This is a genomic window from Paraburkholderia sp. LEh10, assembly GCF_017814945.1.
GTDB lineage: Bacteria > Pseudomonadota > Gammaproteobacteria > Burkholderiales > Burkholderiaceae > Paraburkholderia.
Map to the genome: position 1 here is coordinate 14314 of NZ_JAGIPX010000003.1, position 25518 is coordinate 39831.

The window sequence follows — 25518 nt, forward strand, 5'->3', positions numbered from 1 at the left end:
GTTAGAAGAGACGCGGATTGAATAACCGCAGGAGCGCGCCGCGAGAGCGGAAAAAATCACCGTAGCCGCCAAGCGGTTCGTCGGGCCGAAGCGGGCCGGTCTCCAGTTGCCACAGACGGTGCTCGTACTTGACCGTGAACAGCAACGGGAGCTCGGCAGCAAAAACACTGATGAACACGACCAGGAAGTACCCGCTGACCACCCCGTAGATGAACGACAGGAGGCAGAGGTACGCAATGAAGAGGCACATACGCTTGCAATTGAGACAATGCCGCGCGATCCACTCCAGCGGTGCCGCGTCGGCCGGTCGGAGTGCAAGTGCTTCGCGATAGGTGCGCACGATCCGGGTTGTTGGCCGCTGCCGTTCGAGTTCTTTGTATTGATCGAGCACTGTCTTTGCGCCGCCGACGATCATTTCCTTGCCGGACGCAAACGCCTTGTAGATCGGATAGCCTGGGACCATGTTGTAGGCAATCCCACGTGCGACACGGCGGCCGATGCCGGCTTTCTTCGTTTCGTTGCTCATCGTTGGATCTCCCGTGCCATTGCGTTTTCAACCGATTGGTATGCCTGCTTCAAGAGGAAGCACCAGAAAAAGATGACCCACGCCACGGCTACGGCGACGCCGAGCCAACGCGTCGGATCGCCTTCGTGGCTGCGAGCCCACCAGATCGAGGCGGCTACAAAGCAATGCACGAGAAAACAAATCTGGACGACGAGGCAGGCATCCTTGAACTGCTCATGTGTGAGGCCACCACGTGCGCGGCGACGGGCCAAGACGCGCGGCGAAGCGGCGAGCACATGAAGGAAATGGTTGATGGTCATATGTGCCTCTCGCTTTACTGGAACAGCCGCGCTAGGCTGCCGGTAATGGTTGAAATCACGCCGTTGGACGATGGCGCAACCTGATTGAACGTGCCCGATAGCAATCCGCTCGACCCGGCCGTAGAGCCGGCCACGTTCTTTTGAATGGCGTCAATCTGCTGCTGCACCTGGGCTTGCGCTGAGGCCATTGCCTGCGCCGAGGTCTGCCGGGCCTTGTTCGCGAGCGACTGGCAGGATGCCTGCTTGATCTTGTTGAACGCCGTTGTCATCACCGAGCTATTGCCGAGGTACTGCGTCGGATAGTCGGGAAAATTTTCGAGGCAGGCCGTCTGCAACTGGTTGAGTAGCTGAAGCTGCTGAAAATTGGTGTTGATGTTGTTCAAACGGCGTTGCTGCTCTTGAGCCTGAGCGTTCGACATTTCCGTTTGCATCGTGCAGGTAGCTTGCACGGGTTGAGCGAGCGCCGTCGCGATCAACACCGTTGCCAACGCACACCCGAAACTCTGTCTCTTTGGCTTCACAGCCACTCCTTATCGAGCATTGGTCGCGCGCACGCGCTGTAGCTGCGTTTCGATCGCGGTGCGATCCGTTCCCCGCTCATTGGCTGCGAGCAGTTGCCCCAGGAGCAAGTTCGTTTGCCGCTGCGCCTCGACGTGCTCATGGGTTTGGTAGACCTGGAAGGCGGTCGCAAACAGCAGTTCGCGCAAGAGCTTCGTCGGGTCGGCCACAGCCCCGAATTCGATGTGCCAATACGGATTTTTCCAACGGCGGCCGGCCTCGAAATCTTCGAGTTCGGCGAGACTCATCGTGCCTGTGCTCTTGGCGACGCTCGATGCGGTTGCATTGAAATACTGCGCGGCGGCGTCCGACTGCTTGAGTTCTTGAATCAGTTGGGTGCTGCCGTTGAACGGTTGACGGGAGCCAATCAGGTCATTCATCGGCTTGATCGCGCTCGACATGTTGGCCTGGTAACCCTTCTGCATCGCGATATAGAGCTTGCCGGCCTCCGTGCCTGCCTCAGCCTTGTTGATGCTCTCGGGCGGCTGCGGATCGATCGACATGCGCGCGTAGGCGCGGGCCGCGTCTTGTTGCTGTTGCGTGAACGTCAGATCGACGCTTTTACCCGGCAAGCCAGCACCGATGAAAATCGAATCCACATCCGCATCGCCATCAGGAAGTTGCGATGACTTGCAGCCCGGATAGCCAAGCTGCAACTCCAGCGGCGTGCAGTAGTTGTCGGCATGGATGGCCGCCGAAGTGCGACGCGAAGCCTCAACAGACGGGGCCGGCGAGTTCAGCGCCTTTTCGAGTGGCGGATAGCTGACGTGTGCGCCACCCGGACGCAGCGAGGACGATGTAGAGGCAGCGCCGCTAACCGCTTGCACCGCATAGTTGCTCGAAGACGTGGCGCACGGGTCGATCGGCAATTCCGTTTCGCGGGCGACCTGATCCATTTCCTGCTGTCGCTGGACTTCGAGCGCCATTTCGCGCTGCGAGTCGGACGCCTGCGTAACGGCGTTCGAGACCTTCGTGCCAACGGACGCGATATCGGTGTCTATCTCGTTGAACAGCGTCGTGAACGATGTACCGAGCGCCTGGATGAGGCTGTTGAGCGTCATTGATGCTTGCTCGACAGCGCTCACCACGCACCCGTCGCATACAGCGTAGGCGCTGCTGGTCGAAAGCAGGGTCGAGCCGGCCAGCGCGGCGCATAGGACGGTTTTTCTCAGCTTCATAGGGCTTCTCAGTGGCAGGAAGAAAGCAGGCGCATCGCTGTCGGAGGGGATACGAACGTTTCGAGCAACCGCGCCTTCATGGCAAGGGCCTTGCCTTCGTTCAGGTACTGCCGCAGCGTCGTTTGATGGTAGACGGATACCCCGTTCACGCAGTCACACACCATCACGACACGATCCATAGCCGAGTCGTCTTCGGACTTGAGTTGCGCAGTGACTTCGGCGTGGTGCGCATCGGCCGCAGCCTGCGCGGCCGCGATCACATCGGAGACGGTTTGTTGACCGGCAAAAACTGACGCCGACACGGCAGCGAGCAGGCATGCGCAAATGACTTTTCTCATGGTCAGTGCCCCCGTGCGTAGACCACTGTTCTGCGCAGGTCCAGAAGGCCAAATAGATACCCGCGCAGTTCCGTACCGGGTTCCGTGTCCTCGATGAGACTTTCGAGCCGATCAAGGGGCATGTGAAACGGATCGCGCAACTCAAATTCGATCGACAGTTCGCTGTCGCTTGAAAGGGAGGACAGGGGGTGACTTGCTAGAATGCTATTAGCCATTGCGTAGCCTCTCGTACAGGTGACGTGGTGGTTAGGTGCGACGGCCGGTGCCAGCCGATCGTCGCACCGCTTTTTTAAGGTGTTCTAATTAAAGATAATCAATTATCACCCTTTCAGATAATCGGACAATAGGCGGGTTGCGCTATAGTTCAATGTCGGCAAATTTTTTTTCTGTCCGTTGTGAAATTGCCGAAGTTCCCCTGTTGTTAGTCCAAGGTCGACTCACGAGAAGCGTCCTGCCCGCCACTGTAAAACTTAGGAGGAGGGCAAAGTGGGCTGACGTATGCACCCAGCCAAAACGCCTGATATCAGCGAAATAAGAGTTGATGAATGCGCAACAAGTGCTCTTCGTCAACTATCCGTTCCGGGGCGTTGATCGCCGGACGGGTGCTTGCATTTGCGCAGTCGGTTTTGCGGTTTGCACTTGCCGGAATTCAGACCAAGCGCTGCGGCGCGGTGCATAGTGTCGGCGCGCAGTGCGGGTCGATCGGTGGCCGAGGAGAGCGGCAACTTCCTCTGCGGACGCGATAGCCTTCGCGTTTGCCGAAAATTGATGGCGAGCGGAGTAGAGCGCGTATGTTCGCTTGTCGTCGCTAGGCCACAGAGCGGCGCACGTTCGGCGAATTGCTTGCGTGCATCCCTTCTGAATCACGGAGAACTCGAGCCCGCGAGCGAGAAGCTCTCGGAGTGACGCGAGGTGAGCGCGGACTACTGTGAAGTCGTCGGCGTTAACGGGGACCACTCGGCTTGTGCCTGTCGCTCGGCCGTTGGTAGCTTTTGCGTTCAGGACGTTGAGAGTCCTGCCGTCTTCGGACAGTTGTGCGTTTTCCCATTCGCACGGACGCAACCCCGTCACAAGTCCCGCCATTAGCCACAGTGCGGCGCGTTTCGAATAATCGCTAGCTCGGGCTGGATTGGCGAGGTTTGCCACCAGCACATCGTAGTCGCGCTTGGGAATGCCTTTTCGTTTCCGCGAGGACGTGTGACCGGGTTCGCGGTTCGGCCGACAATCGGCGGACGGAAGGCTGCGGATCTCCTCTGCAGTCTGCTGGAACAACGGATCTCGATTACGCTCGAATTCGAGTTCGTATCTGCAAACAAGGCTGGCTTGGTATTGCCGAAAAGTCGCCCACTTCCAGTCTTTTGCGCGCCGCTTCATGTAGGCAACGACATCGCTTGGTGCCGGATAGGCATCCTCAGGCAACTCCAATTCTTCTGCAATCCGACACAAGAGGCCATGGGCGCGCGACAAGTATGCAGCGATGGTTGGCTTCGTCCGGGTTTGATTTCTGGCCGTTTGACGTGGGTCCTTCATGATGTGGATCCGGGTTCCCTTTGGGGCGGCAATTGGTGAGTGATCGGCGTGGCGTGGTCGAGGCGTTGCGGTTTCAAGACTATCAGTTTTCGAATGGATTTTGCGTTCCGCCCGATCGTATTCTGAGTGTTTCGGGATTCGTTACACGGTTAGGTATCACGTAGCGGCTATATTCCATATAGCCGCGTTACAGCTTCACTTGCCGTGAGCTGTAACAGCCGTCAGATGGCGAATGGGCTTCAGATACCGAGCAATTAAGAATCCTTATCCGCGTCTTGCCTTCGTCTCGTGGGCGCTCGGTATGCGAGTGTTCGATAGCGACTGCCAACGCCTCGCTGCTAAGCTCGATCGCGGTAGGATGCGTCGAATTTGCGTCGTTTTCATGCGGCCGTTCGGGGACTTAGCCGCGAGTGGGCACTAAACGACGCAAGTTTGCGTCGTTTGTCGGTCCTAGAGGACGTGCGAGGCAAAGGGCGGGAGGTCTTGCGTCGAATTTGCGTCGAATTTGCGTCGTTTCGATCACGCAAGACACGTGTCGTTTCGGTGCGGGGCTTAGAAGAGGAGTCTACTTGACGGGCTGTGGACTGGCCCGAAGCTACTCTGACGAGGGACGGCCCGTCCAGAGTTTGTTAGTATTCGGGATACTTGGGGCACGGGTATTCACCGCGCATAAGTTGGGCGGCTCGGGGGCGTCGCGCTCACGGAGGTTGACGGGGGCCGCCTTGGGGGGGCGAGCTGCGGGAAGCCCGCCTCGAAGGCTAAGACTACTAGTATAAAAAGGGGGCGTTCATGAGCGGCAAAAGCATGGACGTATTCTCGCTGCGCGACTCGATCGTCAGTGAGTACCGCAAGTTCGCAACGTCTTTCACGACTATCCACGCGGATGACATTCGCGCACAAGTCGAGGCGATCTATGCCAAGGGGCGCTTCTGGCCGGACCCGCTCCTTCAGATTAACCCAAGCTACAAGCGTGGCTTGGGCATCGACATCCTCATCGCGAATGGTGCACTAGACCACCGAACTGCGGAAATCTTCCGTGACGGAGGGGTGCCGCTGTCTCTCTACAAGCACCAGGAGCAAGCCGTTGTCCTCGCCTCGCAGGGTGAGAGCTACGTCGTCACCACAGGCACGGGATCCGGTAAGTCACTCTGTTTCTTCATCCCGATTGTCAGCGCAGTGCTCGCGGAGAAGCGAGGGGGCGCAACGAGGCGTACGCGCGCGATCATCATCTACCCGATGAATGCGCTGGCGAACAGTCAACTTGAGGAGCTGGATAAGTTCGTCGCGAACGTCCAAGGCGAACGCCCCGTGACCTTCGCCCGCTACACGGGGCAGGACGACAACGAGGAACGTCGGCGTATTGCCGAAGATCCGCCGGACATCCTATTGACGAACTTCATGATGCTCGAGCTTCTGATGACTCGTCAGGACGAGCTGGATAGGAAGGTAATCGGCAACTGTGCTGGCCTTCGATTCTTGGTACTCGACGAGTTGCACACCTACCGGGGACGTCAGGGTGCCGACGTCGCTTTGCTTGTGCGCCGCGTTCGCGAGCGCCTTGCTCCAGATCAACTCCAGTGCATAGGCACTTCGGCGACGATGGCGAGCGAAGGCAGCGTGAGGAACAAGCAGGAGGTTGTTGCTAGCGTCGCATCCAAGCTTTTTGCAACGGCGATTGATCCGAGCCATGTCATCATTGAGGAGCTTGAGCGCGTCACCGATAAGTCGAGGCGTGCCGAGTCGGTGAAGAGTATGCTTGGTCCGGCGATCGACGTTGGCATTGCGCCGAACATCACGGACGACGCGCTTAGAAGCCATTCGCTTGCAATCTGGACGGAGACACGCCTCGGTATCACGACAACCGACGCGAACCCGGCGTGGCACCGCGCGCGCCCGCGTACACTTGATGAGGCAGCGCGCGAACTCGCAGCGGACGCGGGGCGAGACGAACAAGCGTGTAAGGATGCACTGCGGACGTTGCTCTTCCTGTCGAGCCTTCCTGAGTCGGATCGAACAAGCAACGAGGCGGCGTCCCACCGAAGCTTCTTCGCCTTCAAGTTGCACCAGTTCGTCTCGGGTGCTGGCCACGCCTTCGCCACGCTCGAACTGCCAGGCAAGCGGTCGGTCACCGTTGAGGGGCAGCAGTACCTGCCGGGTGACCCTGACAAACGTCTTTACTCAACTCATTTTTGCCGTGACTGCGGGCACGAATATCATCCAGTTCGCTTCATCTCTGACGATGGCGAGCGGAAGTTTCTGGCTCGCGACATCGACGATGCGCCCCCGGCAAAAAACGATGACGAGCCGGGGGGGGAGGGTGAATCTTCCACCGATCAGGAGCTTTTTGGATTCCTCACGCTCGACGCGCGCGACTCAGAGTTCACCTTTACCGACCGAGACGAAGATTACCCGGAGGCTTGGCTCGACTTCGACGCCGCTGGAAGTCCACGCGTCAAGAGTCACTACCGACGTGCTCGTGTTCGCGAAGTCTTCGTAACGCCCGACGGCAGGGTGGGTGCTGGCACGAGAGCTTGGTTTATCCCCGGCCGCTTTCGGTTCTGCCTTCGCTGCGGAGCAACGCACAGCACGTCAGCGCGCGACCGCACGCGCCTCGCGTCCCTCTCCGCTGAAGGCCGGAGTTCGGCCACCACAGTGCTAGTATCTAGCGCCCTCCGCTGGATGCACGGGAAGGACTCGAGCCTCTCGACGCACACGAGAAAGCTGCTCGGTTTCACCGACAATCGCCAAGACGCCGCGCTTCAGTCGGGGCACTTCAACGATTTTCTGTTTGTCAGTCTTATCCGTGCAGGCTTCCTCAGTGCGCTCGATGTCGCGAGCGACAAAGGGCTCCGCAGCGACGAACTAGGCGCAGCACAGCAGCGCGCGCTCGGCTTCGACCGGCCTGCGCCGGAATTCCGCAGGGAGTGGCTCCTTGAACCGACGCTTAAGGGTTTCAACCTGCAAGAGGCCGAAAGCGCGCTCCGGCAGGTCCTCTCGTACCGTGTGTGGTTCGACCAACGGCGAGGTTGGCGATATACAAATCCGAACCTCGAGCAGCTAGGGCTCGTCGAGGTCGAATACCTTGGTATCGACGAGCTGGCTTCTGACGAGGAGTTGTTCACGAGTGCGCCGGACGTCCTTCGGCTCGCTTCGTCCGAGGTGCGCAAAGCCGTTTACATCGAGGTGTTCGACCACCTGCGGAAGTCAATGGCGATCCGCAGTCAGGTGCTTGATCCCACGGTCATCGAACAGATGCTGCAAAAATCGCACAGTCGCCTGCGTACACCGTGGGGATTTGACAACGACGAGAAGCCGCTCAAGGCGCGCTGGCTGCTCGTCGCACCGCCGCCGCGCAAGGACAATAGCTTGCGCGACGAGGACCTCATTGTGCGCGGCGGCTCGCGTAGTGCGCTTGGAAAGCTCCTAAAATCGTCACGTGGAACGCGCACGTCGCTGGAGCCTAATGGACGCAGGCTCTGGAAGAGCCCGTCTGCCGTGCGCGCTCTTAAGTCCAAGGACTTCGACGCGCTGATAAAAGTGTTGCTCAAGGGCGCCGTTACTCACGGGCTGGTGTCCGAAGAGGTAACTCCCTTCGGTGACCAGACCGGTTTCCGCCTTAACGATGCCTGTGTGCTCTTCAAACGGGGAACGCCGGCCATTGATCCGGATCACCCGAACGATAACGCCTTCTTCCGGGACTTCTACGCAAACCTCGCGGCGACGCTGCGCCAGCCAGTTCACCCGCTCTTCGGGTTCGAAGCGCGTGAACACACGGCACAAGTCGATGGTGAAAGGCGCGCCGTGCGTGAGAAGCGGTTCCGCTTTGGTGCGAAGGAGCGCGAAGAGCTCAGCACCGACGAGAAGCACCTGCGGGAGATCGGCGAGGCTAACCGATTTCTACCGGTTCTCTTTTGTTCGCCGACGATGGAGCTCGGCGTTGATATTTCGGCGCTCAATGCGGTCTACCTACGCAACGTCCCACCGACGCCGGCGAACTACGCGCAGCGCAGCGGTCGGGCGGGGCGAAGCGGACAGGCAGCACTGGTTCTTACATACACGTCCTCACAAAGCCCGCACGATCAGTACTTCTTCCGTGACCCGAAGGCAATGGTGCACGGCGAGGTCCGTCCTCCACTCCTCGATCTCGCGAACCGAGATCTCGTCGAGAGCCACCTCTATGCCGTCTGGCTTGCGTGTACCCAGTTGCCGCTCGAGCCATCGATCGGCGAGCTGCTCGTCCTTTCGGAGACAGGGCGCCCGCTGAAGAAGGAAGTGAAGGAGCCAATGGCGCTGCAGAAGGTCGCCGACGAGGCCCGTCGCCGCATTCGACGCGTGCTGAATCTACTGGGGGAAGAGTTGTCGCCCGCGCTTGCGCCTTGGCTTCAGAGTCGCGAGGTTTTCGCCGACGAGGTTGTGGAGCGTGCGCTGACGCGCTTCGAGCTGGCATTCAATCGATGGCGCGATCTCTTCCTCGCCGCCGAACGGCAGCGCGACGCTGCTCGCCGCACTATGGACGACTACTCGGCCCCTCAGAACGAGAAGCGTGCTGCGCAGAGTCGTCACGCGCAGGCCATAGACCAGCTCAACCTATTGCAGTCGGACACGCGGAACTCGAACAGCCCCTCAAGCGACTTCAACACATACCGCTACCTTGCGACCGAGGGCTTCTTGCCTGGGTATAACTTCCCGCGCCTTCCGCTGATGGCTTATATTCCGGCGACGAATGACGGACGTGGCAGACAGACGTACCTTCAGCGGCCTCGCTTCCTCGCATTGTCTGAGTTCGGTCCACGCAGCCTCGTCTACCACGAAGGGCGCGCGTACCGCGTAGTGCGCGCGATGCTTTCCCTCGGCCATCAAGCGAGCGCTACTGCCGATGTGCGCCTACCGACGAAAAAGGTTCGCATCTGTAAGTCCTGCGGCGCCGGGCACTGGACCGATGAAGCGTCCATGTGCCACGCGTGCAGCGCGTCGCTTGGAGATGCTGAGATCGTCAACCATACGTTTCGCATTGAGAACGTCTCGACTCAGCCCGCTGAGCGCATCACAGCGAACGACGAGGAGCGACAGCGCCAAGGCTTCGAGCTGCAGACGACGTTCGAGTGGGCCACACGCGACCATGTGCTCGACGTACGAAAGGGCATTGCGCTCGACTCCGAGGGCGAGATTGCGCGACTCTCCTACGGGCCGGGAGCCGCGATTACCAGGCTGAACAAGGGTCTGCGTCGCCGAAAGGACCGCACGAAACTTGGCTTCAGGATGGATCCGGTCTCGGGCTTTTGGGCGAAGAACGAAGACGAGGAGGACGACGGTACTGACCCGAGTGCGTCACCCCGCCAGTGGATCGTGCCAAGTGTTCAGGACCGCAAGAACGCGCTTCTACTCCAGCCCCAAGGTAGCGAGCTCTCGCAGGTTACGCTGACGACAGTGCAGCACGCGTTGCTTAGGGGCATTGAAGCCGTGTTCCAACTCCAGGAGGGCGAAGTCCTTGCCGAGCCAATGCCTCAACGCGACGCGCGAACGGGCTTCCTCTTATACGAGGCGACGGAGGGCGGCGCCGGTGTTCTCACCCGCCTCGTAGCAGAGCCCGAATGCCTGGCTAAAGTGGCCCAGGAGGCGCTTGCTATCATGCATTTTGACTTGTCGAATGGCCTTCCGGCTACAGAGGTGCTCTTTGTCGACGCGCCGGGCACTTCATGCGTTGCCGCCTGTTACCGGTGCTTGATGTCATACTTCAACCAGCCGGATCACGAACTGCTCGACCGTAGAGACGACGGCGCGCGCGCGTTCTTGCTCCGGCTTGCCCGAGGAACTCTCACGGGGCTTGTGCCGCTGCTCGGCTCCTCTCCTGAGCTTTCTCCCAGCGCCCTTGGCACGGATGGTGACCTCACGGGAGTGTGGCTCGCCTACGCAAGTAGCTGTGGTATTCCTTCCCCTGATTTAGAGCCTCTTTTGGTTAACGAACAACCCGTCGCGCTTGTTTGGCGCAATCACTACGTCGCTGCACTGTTGGCTAACGACAGCGCGTTGTCCGCGAAGCTCGAAGACAAGGGCTTCGAGGTCGTCATGCTCGGCGAGAGCGAAGCAGGCTGGATTGAACCTACGGCGTTGCTCTCAACGCTTCTCGGGAGGGTGCTGTGAGTACGATTGCTGCGACGTCGATACCGCCCTCGGGCGCCCGCTGGAGTCCTGGTAGTCTCGTCCGCGCGCGCGGCCGCGAGTGGATCGTGCTTTCCGGCAGTGACGCCGAAGTGCTGCGGGTTCGTCCGATCTCGGGCTCCGAAGAGGACCAGACATATATCCACCTTGCGCTTGAAGCAACGCCGGTTGTAGATGCTTCGTTTCCAAAGCCTGCTCCGTCGCAGATGGCGGGTCACGATGCGGCATTGCTTTTGCGCGACGCGCTCGTTCTCTCACTGCGCCGGGGCGCCGGTCCGTTCCGCAGCTTTGGCCAGATCGCCATCGAGCCGCGCGCCTACCAGCTCGTGCCACTGCTCATGGCGCTCAAGCTCGATCCGGTTCGGCTGCTCATTGCTGACGATGTGGGCGTTGGCAAGACGATAGAGGCGGCGCTCATCGCGCGCGAGTTGCTTGATCGCGGCGACGTTGAGCGATTTACTGTGCTCTGTCCGCCGCACCTTGTCGATCAGTGGGTCAGCGAGCTCGAAGGCCGGTTCCACTTGCACCCCGTGGCCGTGACGGCTGCGAGCGCCGCGCGCCTCGAACGCAACCTTCCGCCAAGTGAGAGTATCTTCACAACTCACGCGCACACAGTTGTCAGCCTCGACTACATCAAGAGCGAGCGACGGCGTGCGGAGTTCCTGCGCGCGTGCCCGGAGTTGGTCATCGTCGATGAAGCGCACACCTGCGCGTCAACCGGACAAGGCCGGCACCAGCGCTACGAGCTGTTGAAGAGCCTTGTCGGTGAATCAGCGTGCGGCACACACGGTGACTCGGTCGCGCGGGCACGTCACCTCGTAATGCTAACCGCGACACCGCACAGTGGGGATGAGGATGCATACTTTCGGTTGATCGGGCTACTTCACGCGGACTTCGCCGCGCTCTCCAGTGCGACGGGCGATGAGCACAAGAGACTTCGCGACCGTCTCGCAGCGCACTTCGTTCAGCGTCGTCGTCCGGACATCGCGGAATGGAAGGACGGTAGTCTCTTCCCTCGCCGCGAAACTACAGAGCTGACCTACAAACTCACGGGGGCATGGGAGCGCTTCTTCGACGCCGTGCTCGATTACTGCGCGTCCGTTGTTGCTCAGGCCGGTGAGGATACCAAAAAGCAACGGCTTAACTTCTGGGGTACGCTGGCGCTCATGCGGTGTGTGGCGTCAAGCCCCTCGGCTGCTGTCTTGGCGCTGCGCACACGCGCGGGGCTTGAAGGGGACGTCGGCGAGGACACCATGGAAGAACGAGTCTTCGATGGCGCCGCCGACGCGCTCCCCGATGACGACGTTGAGCCTCCTGCGGGTCTGGAGGACGAGGCACTCGCGGCACTGATCTCGCAGGCCGAAGAGCTCGCCGGGCAAGCAGGCGACCCCAAACTCAAGGTGCTTACCGACCATGTCGCAGAACTGGTAGAAGAGGGCTTCAACCCCGTCATATTCTGCCGCTACATTGCGACGGCCCACTATCTCGGCCAACAGCTTGACGCCAAGGTGAAGGGCGTCACGGTCGGCGTCGTCACGGGCGAGCTGACATCTGACGAGCGAAAAGAAAAAGTCGAGCTTCTAGGCGATGCCGAACGCCGGATTCTCGTCGCCACCGACTGCCTTTCTGAAGGAGTGAATCTGCAGGAGCACTTCGACGCGGTGGTCCACTACGACCTATCGTGGAATCCGACGCGGCACGAGCAGCGAGAGGGACGAGTCGATCGTTTCGGGCAGGAGAGCAACGTCGTGCGTGCCACTTTGATTTTCGGCGCAAACAACCCCGTTGACGGTGCGGTGCTTGAGGTCATCCTCAGGAAGGCCGAAAAGATCCGGGAGGAGCTTGGCGTACCGGTGCCACTTCCTGACGACGGGCACACACTCAGCCAAGCACTGATGAAGGCCGTATTGCTGCGCAATCGCGAACGCGACCGGAAGCGTCAGCTAACGTTCGATTTTTTGGAGTTGGAGGAGGCCAAGGTCATCGAGAAGCGATGGCTCGACGCCGCGGACAAGGCGAAGAAGAATCGCCGCACTGTCTTCGCGCAGCGCCGACTCAAGCCTGAGGATGTGCTGCCGGAGTGGAAAAAATCTCTTGCTGTACTTGGCGGCAAGGAGGACGTGCAGCGCTTTACCGGGCGTGCTTTGGCGCGATTGGGCGGAGCACTTGAACCGCTAGGCAATGCTGGCCGCGGAGGTTTCAAAGCCCCCTTGGATGCGCTTCCCGAGGATGTGCGTGAGCGCTTGGAAGTGGAGGGGCTTGCGGGTTCGATCTTGATCGACTTCCAGTACCCACCTGCTTCGCGGTGCCGCTCGGTCCAGCGAAGCCATCCGCTCGTTTCGGTGCTTGCCGAGACGATGCTCGAGCGTACGCTCGGCAACGTAGCCAGCGCCGATGCGAGCGATACCGGCGTGCTGGGGCGTGTTGGCTGTTGGGTCGCAGACGGTATCACGTCGCGCACCCTGGTTGTGCTCGTCCGCCTCCGGCATCAACTCATTTCGCAGCGCGGACATCATATAACGACACTTCTCGTCGAGGAGGCCACTGCCATCGCTTGGATGGGCGACCCCGTTCCGTTCGAGGGTGCTGATGCACTGGCATTGTTGTCGCCGTTGCCCGTAGCTGATCCACCCGTGCACGTGCGTGAGAGAGCTGTCACACAGGCACTTGAGCAGCTTGAGACGCGCCTGCCGGAGTTGAATGCCTTCGCCGAGCGACGCGCGCAGGCGCTACTCACCGATCATCGCCGCGTGCGTGAGGCCGCTGAAGCCGCCGGTCGCTACAGTGTGAAAGCGCTTCTTCCGGCTGACGTCATCGGCCTATTCGTCCTTCTGCCGAAGGTGGACTGATCATGGTCGCCAAACGAAAAACCAAAACCAGCGAAGCGCAGCTCGCCTTCGAGGCTCTCTCGATCAACGGAGGACTGCTCTCGCCAGAGTGGCTTTCAAAGGTTGCTCAGCTTCAGGCGGGTATTCAGGCAGAGACCGAATACCGTATACCCAAGGGGCTTAACCTGCGCGACGAAATTGGCCGCTACTGGCGAATTGCGCAGGCGCATTGGACTGATTTCAAGTCGGGCCTTGAAGCTAAGACGGATTCGAAGGCCGTCTCCGAGCGCTTCCTCCTGGCGCTTCTCCACGATGCGTTCGGCTTCACGTCGCTCACGCAAGTGGAGCCGGTTATCCTCGCTGAGCGCTCTTACCCGATTGGGCACACGGCACTAGGGGGGCGCGTGCCCATCGTCATTGCCGCTGCCGCTAGTGGGCTGGATACGCTCGCATCCGCGTTCAGTGCCGGAGGACGCAAGCGCAGCGCTTTTGGCCTAGCGCAGGAGTATTTGAACGCGCAAGAAGACGCGCTTTGGGGCATTGCTAGCGACGGGGCGTCGCTTCGAATCGTACGCGACAACGCGAGCCTTACGCGCCCCGCATGGATTGAGGCTGATCTTCAACGGATTTTTGCAGAAGAGCGGTATGCCGACTTCGCTGCGCTCTGGTTGCTCTGCCACGAGACGCGCTTCGGTCGCGAGGGCCAGCCGGTCACAGCATGCGCGCTTGAAGCGTGGCGCAATGCGGGTCGGGAGGAGGGCACTCGTGCTCGCGAGCACCTCCGTCGCGGCGTTGAGGAAGCGCTAGTTGCGCTTGGTCAGGGTTTCCTCACTCACCCCGAGAACCAGGCCGTGCGTGGCGACCTGCAGAACGGCACCCTGCCGTTGAAAGACTATTTCAACCAGCTGTTGCGGATGGTCTACCGGCTCATCTTTCTCCTGACCGTGGAAGAGCGCGCGTTGCTCCATCCCGATGGCACCTCCGAGGCGGCCAAGGCACTCTACGGGGATGGATACGGCATGCGACGCTTGCGCGAGCGCTCGGTGAAGCGCAATGCCTATGATCGATTCGCGGATCTCTGGGAAGCGACAAAGGTAGTGTTCCGAGGACTAGCCTCTGGCGAGCCGCGCCTCGGTTTGCCTGCCCTTGCAGGCATCTTTGCTGAAAGCCAGTGCCAAACGCTCGACGGAGCGAAGCTCGAAAACCGCGCACTTCTCCTTGCGATGTTCAAACTCTCGTGGTTGCGCGAAGAGGGCAGACTATCACGTGTTAACTGGCGCGATATGGGGCCTGAAGAGCTGGGTAGCGTCTACGAGAGCCTCCTCGAGCTCGTTCCGCAGATTACCTTGGATGGGCGCCAGTTCGTGTTCGCGAAAGGTGAAGAGAAGAAGGGCAACGCGCGTAAAACGACGGGCAGCTACTACACGCCCGACAGCCTCGTCCAGGTGCTACTCGATAGCGCGCTCGAGCCTGTTATCGCTGACACAATTGCGAAGAATCCAATAAACCCCGTCGAGGCGCTCCTGAGTTTGTCGATCGTCGATCCGGCCTGCGGATCCGGGCATTTCCTGCTTGCTGCTGCGCGTCGGTTGGCGGCGCACATTGCACGTCTTCAGGCGAATGGCACTCCTTCGGCCGCCGAATACCAGCACGCGATTCGGCAGGTTGTGGGGCGCTGCATCTTCGGTGTCGACCTCAACACCATGGCTGTTGAGTTGTGCAAGGTCGGCTTGTGGATGGAGGCCGTCGAGCCGGGTATGCCACTAACGTTCCTCAACTCACATATCCAGCATGGTAACGCGCTTCTTGGCACGACGCCTGAACTGATGACCAAGGGCATTCCGGACGCTGCTTGGGAACCTATCGACGGGGACGACAGGAAGACGGCGAGCGCACTGAAAAAGCGGAACAAGGCGGAGGCGGGAGGGCAACGAACGTTCGATTTTGGAGGAAAGCAGAACAGCGAGGGCGAGTCCGAGGCAGTCTTCCGCGCGGTCGCAGAGCTCGACGCTGCAAGTGACGCGAAGCTCGACGAACTGACGAAGAAGGAAGAGCTTTGGGATGACATCCTCGGTTCGCGCGAGTACTGCCACCAGAAGTCCGTGGCCGACGCGTGGTGCGCAGCCTTCGTGTGGCCGAAGCAGCCTGGGGAGCCGGCCGATGCTGCGCCGACGAACGAGTTATGGCGACAGCTCAGGGACGGACAGGGCGAACCTCCGCCGATTACGACAAAAATGGTGGATCAGCTCGCTCAGCAGTATCGGTTCTTCCACTGGCACCTGCAGTTTCCGCAGGTGTTCGCGAAGGGGGGATTCGACGTTGTCCTCGGCAATCCTCCGTGGGAGTCGTCGGATTTAATGAAGGTGGAGTTTTTTGCCGCCCATCGTCCCGAGGTACTGACGGCGGGTACAACGGACGAGCGCTTGAAGATGATCGACCGCCTGTTGGTCGAGGATCCACGTCTGGCACTTGCGTGGTCCAATGCTCAAAGGCAAAGCGCTGGTGAAGCTCACTTTATTTCCGTCGCCGGCCGCTACCCATTCACATCGATCGGTAAGCAGAACACATATCGCACGTTTGCGGAGCTCTGCGTAAAGATTGTAGAGCCATACGGACGAACGGGTTTAGTGCTGAAAACCGGGATCGTTAACGCGCAAGACAACCAACACTTCTTCGCGTCCTTGCTTCACGATAACCGGGTTGTGGCGATTCGAGATTTCGTTAATACAGAAGGAATCTTCCCAGATGTTGTTTCGAACGAGCGGTTCTGCTCGTTTGTGGTTGCCGGCACATCGCTAAAGATGGACAGTACATCTTTCATGTTCTGCCTTACGCGCATCGGTGACTTAGCAGACACGTCACGTTTGATTACTGTAACGAATTCTCAACTTGCTAGGTTGAATCCAAATGACTTAAGTGTGCCACCGCTTACCTCCGTGCGCGATAAGGAAATACTTCTCGGAATTCACGAACGTATTCCCGTGCTGGTAAACGAATCTATCCCGAGTAATCCACTGCACGTCCGATACGCGCGCGGTCACCTTAACTCTTCCACAGACTCGGGCTTGTTTGCAGCAAATGATTTCGAGGCACTGCTGGCATCCGGTTCGATCGATATTAGCGGCTACTGGGCACCGGGAGTCAGGCCCCTGATCGAAGGTAAGCTGATCGGCAGCTTTAACCATCGATTCGGAACGTTTTTGGATGTGCCACGGAAAGCACGGTTTGGAAAAAAAGCGGAGGCACGTGACTTGGGCGAGGAGGGGATTGCGAATCCCTCAATGCGCGCTGTACCGCGCTATTGGCTACGCGAGGATGACGCCGAACAGCGTTTCTCAGCAAAGGGCTGCCGACACTATTGGCTCTTAGCTTACCGCCACGTATGCCGCGCTATCGTCGATGCGCGTACCGCACAGGTCGCGATCATTCCGAGAGAACCGGTAAGTGATTCGTGCGCGCTCCTCTTGATTGATCAGGACAGTCCAGATGCTGCGATCTCGGCCGCAATCATACTTGCCTCGTGGACCTCTTTTGTCGGTGACTACGTGCTTCGTCAGAAGATTTATGGTCCGGCGCTCACAAAGGCTATAGCGCAGCAACTTCCGGTGCCAACCGTAGCGATGGTGAAAGCCGCTCGACCGCTCAATCAGGGAATTTCATTTATATTATGCCGGGTGCTGGAACTCACTTACACAGCTTGGGACTTGGAGCCTTTCGCTCGTGATCTTGGCTACGCGGGAACGCCATTTTGCTGGGACCGTGAGCGTCGCTTCTTGCTTCGCTGCGAGTTGGATGCGGCAATGTTCCATCTGTACGGACTGTCACGCGAGGACGTCGAGTATGTGATGGAAACCTTCCCAATCGTCCGCAAGAATGACGAGAAGGTGCACCGCGAGTATCGTACCAAACGAGCTATCCTCGAAATATATGACGCGCTTTCGACGGCGGCGCAAGACGGCAGGCCCTACCAAACGCTTCTTGATCCGCCTCCTGCCGCGCCGGGGGCGAGCTACGGTACATTCCAGAAAGACGGTATACCTAAGAACTACGCCGAAGCGCTTCGTACCGGCTTGCTCTTCGCACTTGTCCGTCTTAGTGGGGAGTCGGGCATTTCGCTGAGCATGCTTTCTCGAACACTCGTCTGGCTTCAAGATTCGAAGCACGCGACCAACTGGCTCGAACGTTCAGCGCTCGCATATTTCGAGCAGATCCGGAGTTCGGACCCGATCCTTACGGACGGTGCCGCGGAGAGCAAAGCAACGAATCTGCTCGCCGCGCTCGAGACAGCGAAGGCAATTACCCAGGATAGTAAGGGCATCGTTCGACTGCACGCTGGCGGTACGATTCCGGCTTGGCTCCCGCAGACACCTGTGCTGGCAAAACTCGCGAGCGTTCTGCGTAGTGGCATTGAGCGTGCCGAGCAAGGTGCTAGCACGACGCTTACCGTCGAGACGGTCCAGACCGAAAAGGCGAAGCGCGCATGACCGCATCGGCTCCGCGTCTTCACATCGAACGTCTCGTGATCGTCGAGTCGCGCTCGCCGGCCACATTTATTCGTGACATTCGACTGCGCACGGGCCTCAACATTGTCTGGGCTGAAGAGCTGACGCCTGCCGGCGGCGCAACAGAAGTTGAGCGTGCCGGCCACGGCGTCGGCAAGAGCACGTTCACGCTCATGCTCCGAGCGGTGCTGGGCGACGATGGCGCGGCCGTTAAGACCATGCGGAATCATCTTTCCGAGTTCTACGGCAGCGGAGGTATTGCCGCCGAAGTCGTTACCGGCGAGAAACGATTCGCAGTCTTGCGCTCCTTCGGGCAGCAGAGCTTCGCACTCGAGAATGCCACAGTTGAGGATCTTTTCGAAGAAAATGCGGAGGCGAATGCAGTTGCCTTCTCAGCTTACGTCGCGGCGCTCGGCGAACACGCTTGCCTGCTACGCATGCCGACGCGCACACTTCCTATCACCGGCCAAACCGTCGAGTGGTCGCACATCGTCTGTTGGATCGCCCGCGATCAAGCGCTCGGGTTACGCCAATACTTCGAGTGGCGCAATGACGATGGGACCGGACTGCGTCGCAAAGTCATGGACCCGCCGGCTCTCGTGCGGCTTGTTCTCGGGCTTCTCGGCGACGCGGAAGCCAAGGCCGAGAAACGGATCTCAACCATCTACGGCGAGCTGTCGCGGGCTCGCGACACCCTCAGGAGTGAGGAGCAGCGGGGTACGAACACTCGTAGCATCGTCGAGACGCAACTTCGCGTATGGGCGGGCGTGAGCAGCTCGCTGCAGATGGTCACCGACGATCTCTTCGCAGAGTCCGTTGAGACAGAGATTGTGAGGCGGGCGGCTCAACTAGAAACCAAGAACGACGATGATCGGACACTGATCGCAACTTTGGACCGAGACCTTATCGAGGTCGCCGCTGACGTCAAGGTGCAAGAGCGAATCGTAGAGTTGGCGAAGGCGCGCTGGGAGGAAAGCGTGGCGCTTCGGTGCAAAGATGACACGTCGCTGAAGGAAATTCGCGAGCGACGAGACACGCTCCTCACACTTACCGGCATGTGCCAATACGGTGGGGTCGCGTATCCGGAATGCAGTTACGTCCAGACGCAACGCGACGTGGTCAAACTAACGGCCAAGCGTGACATCAACGTGCTCACGAAGACGATCGAAGTGCAGGGCGACCGTGAAGCGGCCGAAAAGGCAGACTACGAGCGGGAGGCGAAGGCGCTCGGCATGCTAATGGACGCGCGGGAAAGGATGATCGGGCATAGGGCGGCGCTGAGCTTTGAGATCGAACGCCGATTGCGGCAGCTTGGTGAGGGCGATGGGGTGCGCCGGACGCTCAGGCAATGGCAGGAGAGCCAGCGAGCGGCTGAAACGGAAAAGTTGCGGGACGCTCGTGCCGCCGTGTTGAATTTCGAAAGGAATCTTGAGACAGCAAAGGGTGCCAAAGTCGCAGCTCAACAGCAGGTGTCCGAACGTGAGCAGCAGATCACAAAACGAGTCGCCAAGCTCGCCGAGGCGTTTGGCGTGAACGGGCGTTACGTGCCCTCGGACGAGAAGCGTCCGTTCCAGATGCTCGGCGCTGACGGGGATGCTTATACGGTGCTGGAGATCTTGCTCGGCGACCTCGCATGCGCTCTGGACGGCGCGAGTGGTGGCGGTGCACATCCGGGACTTCTGATTTTCGACTGCCCGCGAGAGCGTGAGATGAGCCCGCACCTATATGACCGCTTCCTTACCCTCGTTGACGAAGCCTGCAAGGCAGTTCCTGGCCTCCAGGTAATCCTTACGACCACTACCCCGCCTCCAGGGATGCTTTGCGAGCCTCCGACACGCATCCTCAAACTGTCGCGCGCGAGCGACGATGACCTACTCCTCAAGCGTCGTATCGAAAATCTGCTTGCCCGAGCAGTACCTTCCTCGCGTGAGATGACCGACGAGGACGAAGGGTGACTACGTTGCTATCTCCCATCATCGTCTCTCGCCTCGAGAAGGTGGCGACGGACAATGGATTCGACCGAGAGCTTGAGCGCGAAGGCGACTGGCTCAGCTTTGCGAGCACTCAGTGCCCGCTTCGTGTGTGGCTCGCTGTGTCCGGTGACGCTCTCTTCCTTGCGGCGTTCTCACAACAGAACGTTGTCCGCGCTCTCGGCGAATACGGGATACCGATGGCTGCGCCGAATCCAAAGAGAGCTTTCGCCGGACGTGCCGTGCCCGACGTGCCCGCCCTTCATCGGCTCCTGAAGCGAGCAGTCCAGCTTTCAAAGACGCTCCCGAACGAGCTGCTCCATACGTTCGAGAAGCAGATCGCCATGTTGCCGAAGACCACAGAGGCTGAGCGCCTCGTGCTTGAGCGCGTCGGGCAGAACTTGTTCCGCGAGGGACTACTGGATCTGTGGGAAGGGCGCTGCGCTGTGACTGGGTTGGCGGTGCCCGCGCTCTTGCGCGCTAGTCACATCAAGCCTTGGGCTGACTGTGAGACGGATGCCGAACGGCTCGACGTCTTCAACGGAATCCTGCTCGCGCCGCACCTTGACGCTGCGTTTGATCGCGGCTTCATCACAGTGGCCGACGACGGAATGATCATTGTGAGTGACGTGCTTGACGCCGAAGCACGGGCGACTCTGGGGCTCAATCGGCCGCTTTGCGTGCGCGGGCTAGGGGACGGTCACCGTGCCTACCTCCCCTGGCACCGCAACCTAATATTCAAGACAGAAGCGAGCGACCGCACCGCATGAATGATGCGTCGCCCGGCGCAATGCGTCCCCCTTTGGGCAGGGCATGCGGGTAATGGAGCGGCGTTATGAACAAGGCGAAGCATCGAAACATCCGGCGCGAATTGCTCAGTCGTTATGGGCGCGTCGTTAGCTGGCACGCAAGTATCTCAGTTCGTGCGGACCGGCCTCGTGGCCTTCCTCCGTGGCGAGAGACTCACGCATCGATCCAGTTGGAGGGGGAGTTCACGGAAGCGGTGGCCGGCGTTGCCCGGTTCTTGATTCAGGTTTCTCCCAAGGACAAACCAGATTTGGGGAATACCGCTATTCCGAACATCGGTGCGTTTATAGCGGTCAAACCGGAGTTACAGGGAGTAGTTGATATGACTGAAGGCGAATTTCAACGATTGTTAACACTCGCCGCGTCAGATCGTTTGGCGTGGATTTTCGTCGCATTCACGACGCCACTGCGCAGGTCTGCTTTGATCACCAGCATTGACTTCAGCACGCGCGCGCCTGACGACGAGGCGTAATTCGTTGCAGTTGGAATGACACTCCGATCGGTATCAACTTGCTAACGGCGAACGCCAGTGGCCGTACTGCTGGCCGGACATGGCCAAAAACTTCGTCGGAGATGTCACGTCCTAAGCGATGGTTAGTCCAGCTTCTTCGCAAGGTCCTCAGCCCTCGGATGGTAGTACCGCATCAGCATTTTCGTGTCACGATGGCCCGTAATCTTCGCCAACTCATGGAGTGGGAATTTTTCGGCAAGGCGTGACGTTGCCTCGTGTCGCAAGTCGTGAAAGCACAGGTCGACCAAAAAAGTAGGGTCCACCGCTACTGCATTGTTCGCACAGTCTTCCTCGTAGGTTTTCCTGGCCCGAGCGACCGCTCTCTCGAACGCACGTGTTACCGCATCGGGACGCAGTGGGAAAAACAATTCGCGGCCGTCTTTGACGAGCTCTTCAAACACAGCAATGGCTTTACTCGAAAGGGGGACGTCACGTGAACTCCCGTTCTTTGTGAGGGCAAGACGCGCAACGCGCTTTGTAAGGTCAACCTGGGCAGGCCCGAGCGAGACCAGCTCACCTCTACGCATCGCGGTTTCGACCGCTATGTCAATGAGGGCTGGCAGGAACGCAGACGCGGAAGCTGTCTTGACGTACGTGAGTTCGTCGGTCGAGGCGCCTCTGATGGCATCTGATTCGATTCTGGCGATGCGGCGTGTGCGTTCGTTCTTGACTGTAGGCTTTCGAACTAGCTCGACAGGATTGGAGAGGCTTTCCAGCCCCCACTCCTTCCGGGCGATGGTGAAGAGGTGAGAGATCACGGCTAGACGGCGGACGACCGTCGCCGGACTATGCGTGATACACCATTCATCACGCAGCTTCGCAATATCAGCCCTCCGAATCCCAGCGAGTGGGCGCTTTGCGAGCCATGAGTCGCGGAGCTGGCGAATGATTGACTGCTCCTGCGTCGCGCCTCGTTTGTTCGACGCTATCTCCCGCTCGTAGCGATCCAATGCTTCGGTAAAGGTTGTGCTCTCAGCTTCCGCGCTGCTAACGAAGCGACCCCGGTCCATCTCCCGTTCGATGGACCTGGCCCACTTTTCAGCGTCCGCCTTGGTGTCAAATGTCTTCGATTGTTGGGGGTAACCTTTTCTGCGAATTTTGGCTTGCCACTGCAGGTCACCGCGTTTGGTAAAGGTCGCCATAAGCTGAGTGCCCGCCAGGAGTCTTTCTTGAGAGGTAAGTGTCTCAAAATTGTCCCAGAAACGCAATAAGTGCTCGCAAAGACTGTATTCACAGTGGGAAACCTTCTAATTCGCAATGCGAAGGTCGGGAGTTCGATCCTCCTCCGCCCCGACCGCTCCTACAAACGCACCCAGCCCCACCAACCGAGTTCGAGCATGCCCCCCACCAGCCCCGCTCAATCGAAGTGGATTTCTTCCGAGGGATCGTATTGATCGTGATCGTTCTGGATCACATCCCGGGGAGCGTGCTCCAGCACCTGATGCTGCACGCCTACGCCTTATGCGATTCAGCCGAAATATTCGTTTGCCTGGGGGGCTACGCGTCAGCAGCAGCCTACAACGCCGTACTGACCAAAAAAGGCCCCAAGGCTGCCCAAACCCGCTTCTACAAACGCTGCTGGGAAATCTATCGCGCCTACCTTCTCACTGCGCTCCTTACACTGCTTTCAGGCGCGATCCTCCAGCGCTTGCACCTAAACCACCCGATGGTCGACCTGACAGGCTGGCCATCCTTCTCATCCGCACCAATTTGGGAAGCCTTGGAAATCGCGACATTGAGACGCCAGCCCTACCTCTCCAGCGTCCTGCCGATGTATGTCCTCTTCGCGATCACCGTACCGTTCATCGTCCCGCTCGCGCGAAGATCGCCAATCGCCGCCATGACGCTAAGCATCGCGGTCTGGGCGCTTGCCGGCCCGCTAGCAAGGCTGTTCGCCATCGACGACGTCACCGACTGGGCTTTCAATCCGTTTGCCTGGCAACTGATGTTCGTCATCGGTATCCTTTGCCGTGAGCATCCTGTTTCCGACGCTTTCAGCGCATCGAAATCAGGACACTGGCTAACCAGAATCGCCATAGCAGCCGTGCTAGCCTTCGCCATAATCAAACTGTTCATCCTGACGCAGCCGCTACCCAGCCACCTGAAACAGAACCTGTCGATCGAACGCGTGATCAACTTCCTTGCCATCGCCTGGCTTGTCACCCGACTGGTGCGCATCGGCGGCGTCGCCAGACTCGCGCTGCGCATGCCTGCCGTCGTCAAGGTCGGCCAGACGGGCCTCGTCTGTTTTGTCGGCGGCACGCTGATTTCGCTGATCGTCGACACAGCCACGCCGCGCAACATGCACGGCGTAAGTCATGGCCTGGTAGCGCTCGCGGGCGACCTGGTCGCGATCATCGCCGTCCTGCTGCTGGCGCGTGTCTGGAACGACTGGCAGGGCACCATGCAGTCGCGCGCCGCGGTCCGCGGAGCCGATTGCCGATGAAGTGCGGTATTGCATGGCCGCGTGCGGCGCTCAGGCACGCACGCATTGCGCTCCTGTGCATCGTCGCGTTGAACTGCGTCGGCGCAGCGATGGCGGGCGCCACCGCGACGATTGCCCCGACCCAGAACCCAGATTCAAACGCAACCGCCAACCCAACCGCCAACCCAATCCCAGCCCCGACGCCCCCATCCCGACAGCCGCCTTTCGCCACCCGCTGCACGGACCTCGGAGGCGTCTGGCTCGACTCCGACACGATCGCGTTACCCACTCACGGCGCGCACGTCGAAAGCGCGACGCTGATCTCTGCGCAAACCCCGGGTAACGGCGCGGGCGAATTCTGCCGCATCACGGGCCTCATTCGAGCCATCAAGGGCACGACACCCGACATCCGCTTCGATCTCAACCTGCCACGCCGCTGGAACGGCCGCGCGTTGCAGGTCGGCGGGGGCGGTTACAACGGCACGGTCGTGACGGGCATCGGCGTGATGCCGTTCTCGCCGATGCGCGCGCCGCTCGCGCAAGGCTACGTGACGTTCGGCGACGACTCCGGCCACGTCGGCAACTCGTCGCTCGCAGTGTTCGGCCTTGTCGACGAAGCCGTCGTCAACTTCGGATACGCGCATCTGAAGAAGACGCATGACGCGGCGCTCGCGCTGATCGTGCGCATGTACGGCCGGCCGCCCGGCCGGATGTATTTCGCCGGCGGCTCGACAGGCGGGCGCGAAGGCTACACGGCGATGCAGCGCTTTCCCGACGACTATGACGGCGTGATCGCGGATTCACCCGCGCTGAACTTCTCGGGCGTGCGGCTGATAGGCGTGCGTGTCGGCCAGGCGGAGTACGCGACGCCCGGCGGCTTCGTGCCGCCGGCGCTGCTCGACCGCGTGTACCTGAAGACGCTCGACGTCTGCGACAAGCTCGACGGCGCCGCCGATGGCATCGTCAGCGACATCGTCGATTGCCGCCAGCACGAGCCCGAGATCATCGATGCGCTGCGCTGTCATCGCGGCACATCCTATGCGCACGAGGGCGGCTGTCTGAACGACGCGCAACTCTCGACGCTCTTCGTCCTGCGCGACGGACTCAGGCTGCCGTACAAGCTCGCCTACGATGTCAGCGGCTACCGCGGCTACAACGTCTTCCAGGGCACGCGTCTGAACGGCATGCTCGGACTCGGCCGCGACCCCGTGCATCAGACATCGCCCACGTTCAACGGCAACGGCTATCTGTTCACGCAAGGCGACGGCTACATCCGCTATTTCGTCGCGCAGGACGCCACCTTCGACTCATTGAAGTTCGATGTGCTGCATCCCGGCAGATACCAGAAGCAACTGGTCGCGCTGTCGCAGACGATCGGCGCGATGAACCCGGAGCTGGGCCGCTTCATCGCGAAGGGCGGCAAGCTGATCACGATGCAGGGCCTCGCCGACGAAGTCATCAGCCCCAACCAGACGATCGCGTACTACGAGCGCCTCGTCGATCTGTACGGCGACGAGCGCGTGAATGGGTTCATGCGTCTGTACATGGTGCCGGGCTTCCAGCATGGCGGCGGCGCATTCATTCCTTCCGTCGACCTGCTCGGCGCGCTGGACAATTGGGTGACGCGCGGCGTGTCGCCGGAAACGCTGCTCGCCACCGATATCGCCGCACCGACCAACGGCCGCTCACGTCCGTTGTGTCGTTATCCCATGTATCCGCGCTATCTCGGCAAAGGCAATCTGAACGACGCGAGCAACTTCGCGTGCAGCGAGCCCTGATTCGAAGCTCTTCAGATCAAAACAACGCGTCACGGAAGGCAGAGACATACCTCTGTCTAGTGTTGTCACGCAGCGCACACTTGCGCTCGCTTATTTGCCCGCAACGGCA

The 25518-nt window shown here is 59.9% G+C and carries 14 protein-coding genes; 8 read left to right on the forward strand and 6 right to left on the reverse strand.

Annotated elements, in window-relative coordinates:
• Position 1 precedes the first annotated feature (1 nt).
• From J8I87_RS03060 to J8I87_RS03080, 5 genes are all read right to left on the reverse strand, one after another.
• Entirely contained in the window at positions 2–526 is a 525-nt protein-coding gene (locus J8I87_RS03060) for a hypothetical protein (protein WP_209929980.1), read from the reverse strand.
• Entirely contained in the window at positions 523–825 is a 303-nt protein-coding gene (locus J8I87_RS03065) for a hypothetical protein (protein WP_209929981.1), read from the reverse strand. The genes J8I87_RS03060 and J8I87_RS03065 overlap by 4 nt, the downstream gene beginning before the upstream one ends.
• 14 nt (positions 826–839) lie before the next feature.
• The gene (locus tag J8I87_RS03070) at positions 840–1244 is read right to left on the reverse strand and encodes a hypothetical protein (protein WP_209929982.1); all 405 of its coding nucleotides are present in this window, start codon (positions 1242–1244) and stop codon (positions 840–842) included.
• Between the two features lie 111 nt (positions 1245–1355).
• A complete protein-coding gene (gene traW, locus J8I87_RS03075) occupies positions 1356–2561 on the reverse strand; it encodes a conjugal transfer protein TraW (protein WP_209929983.1) in 1206 nt (401 codons plus the stop codon).
• Positions 2562–2569: 8 nt separating this feature from the next.
• A complete protein-coding gene (locus J8I87_RS03080; RefSeq protein ID WP_209929984.1) occupies positions 2570–2863 on the reverse strand; it encodes a hypothetical protein in 294 nt (97 codons plus the stop codon).
• A gap of 2355 nt (positions 2864–5218) precedes the next feature.
• Here J8I87_RS03080 and J8I87_RS03085 point away from each other — a divergent pair.
• The 6 genes from J8I87_RS03085 (at position 5219) to J8I87_RS03110 (ending at position 21167) form a co-directional block, all read left to right on the forward strand.
• On the forward strand, positions 5219–10570 hold the full coding sequence (locus J8I87_RS03085; RefSeq protein WP_209929985.1) for a DEAD/DEAH box helicase: 5352 nt from the start codon (positions 5219–5221) through the stop codon (positions 10568–10570).
• Positions 10567–13437, forward strand: a complete 2871-nt coding sequence (locus J8I87_RS03090; RefSeq protein ID WP_313063663.1) for a helicase-related protein — start codon at positions 10567–10569, stop codon at positions 13435–13437. Before J8I87_RS03085 ends, J8I87_RS03090 begins: the two co-directional genes overlap by 4 nt.
• 2 nt (positions 13438–13439) lie before the next feature.
• Positions 13440–17900, forward strand: coding sequence for an Eco57I restriction-modification methylase domain-containing protein (locus tag J8I87_RS03095; protein ID WP_209929986.1), 4461 nt, complete (start codon positions 13440–13442; stop codon positions 17898–17900).
• Complete coding sequence (locus J8I87_RS03100) at positions 17897–19873, forward strand: hypothetical protein (RefSeq protein ID WP_209929987.1); 1977 nt, start codon at positions 17897–17899, stop codon at positions 19871–19873. Before J8I87_RS03095 ends, J8I87_RS03100 begins: the two co-directional genes overlap by 4 nt.
• A 5-nt stretch (positions 19874–19878) precedes the next feature.
• Positions 19879–20658: an HNH endonuclease gene (locus tag J8I87_RS03105; RefSeq protein ID WP_209929988.1), complete on the forward strand. Its 780-nt coding sequence runs from the start codon at positions 19879–19881 to the stop codon at positions 20656–20658.
• A 65-nt stretch (positions 20659–20723) separates the two neighbouring features.
• A complete protein-coding gene (locus J8I87_RS03110; protein ID WP_209929989.1) occupies positions 20724–21167 on the forward strand; it encodes a hypothetical protein in 444 nt (147 codons plus the stop codon).
• A 122-nt stretch (positions 21168–21289) separates the two neighbouring features.
• On the opposite strand, the gene J8I87_RS03115 is transcribed toward J8I87_RS03110, so the two are convergent.
• A complete protein-coding gene (locus J8I87_RS03115; RefSeq protein ID WP_209929990.1) occupies positions 21290–22348 on the reverse strand; it encodes a tyrosine-type recombinase/integrase in 1059 nt (352 codons plus the stop codon).
• 218 nt (positions 22349–22566) lie between these two features.
• On the opposite strand from J8I87_RS03115, the gene J8I87_RS03120 reads away from it, so the two are divergent.
• Together J8I87_RS03120 and J8I87_RS03125 are read left to right on the forward strand one after the other, a co-directional pair.
• Positions 22567–23652 carry an OpgC domain-containing protein gene (locus tag J8I87_RS03120; RefSeq protein WP_209930190.1) on the forward strand — a complete coding sequence of 362 codons (1086 nt, stop codon included), beginning with the start codon at positions 22567–22569 and terminating at the stop codon, positions 23650–23652.
• Positions 23649–25409 (forward strand): tannase/feruloyl esterase family alpha/beta hydrolase, encoded by a 1761-nt coding sequence (locus J8I87_RS03125; RefSeq protein WP_245253669.1) that lies wholly within the window; start codon positions 23649–23651, stop codon positions 25407–25409. Before J8I87_RS03120 ends, J8I87_RS03125 begins: the two co-directional genes overlap by 4 nt.
• The last annotated feature ends 109 nt before the right edge of the window (positions 25410–25518 follow it).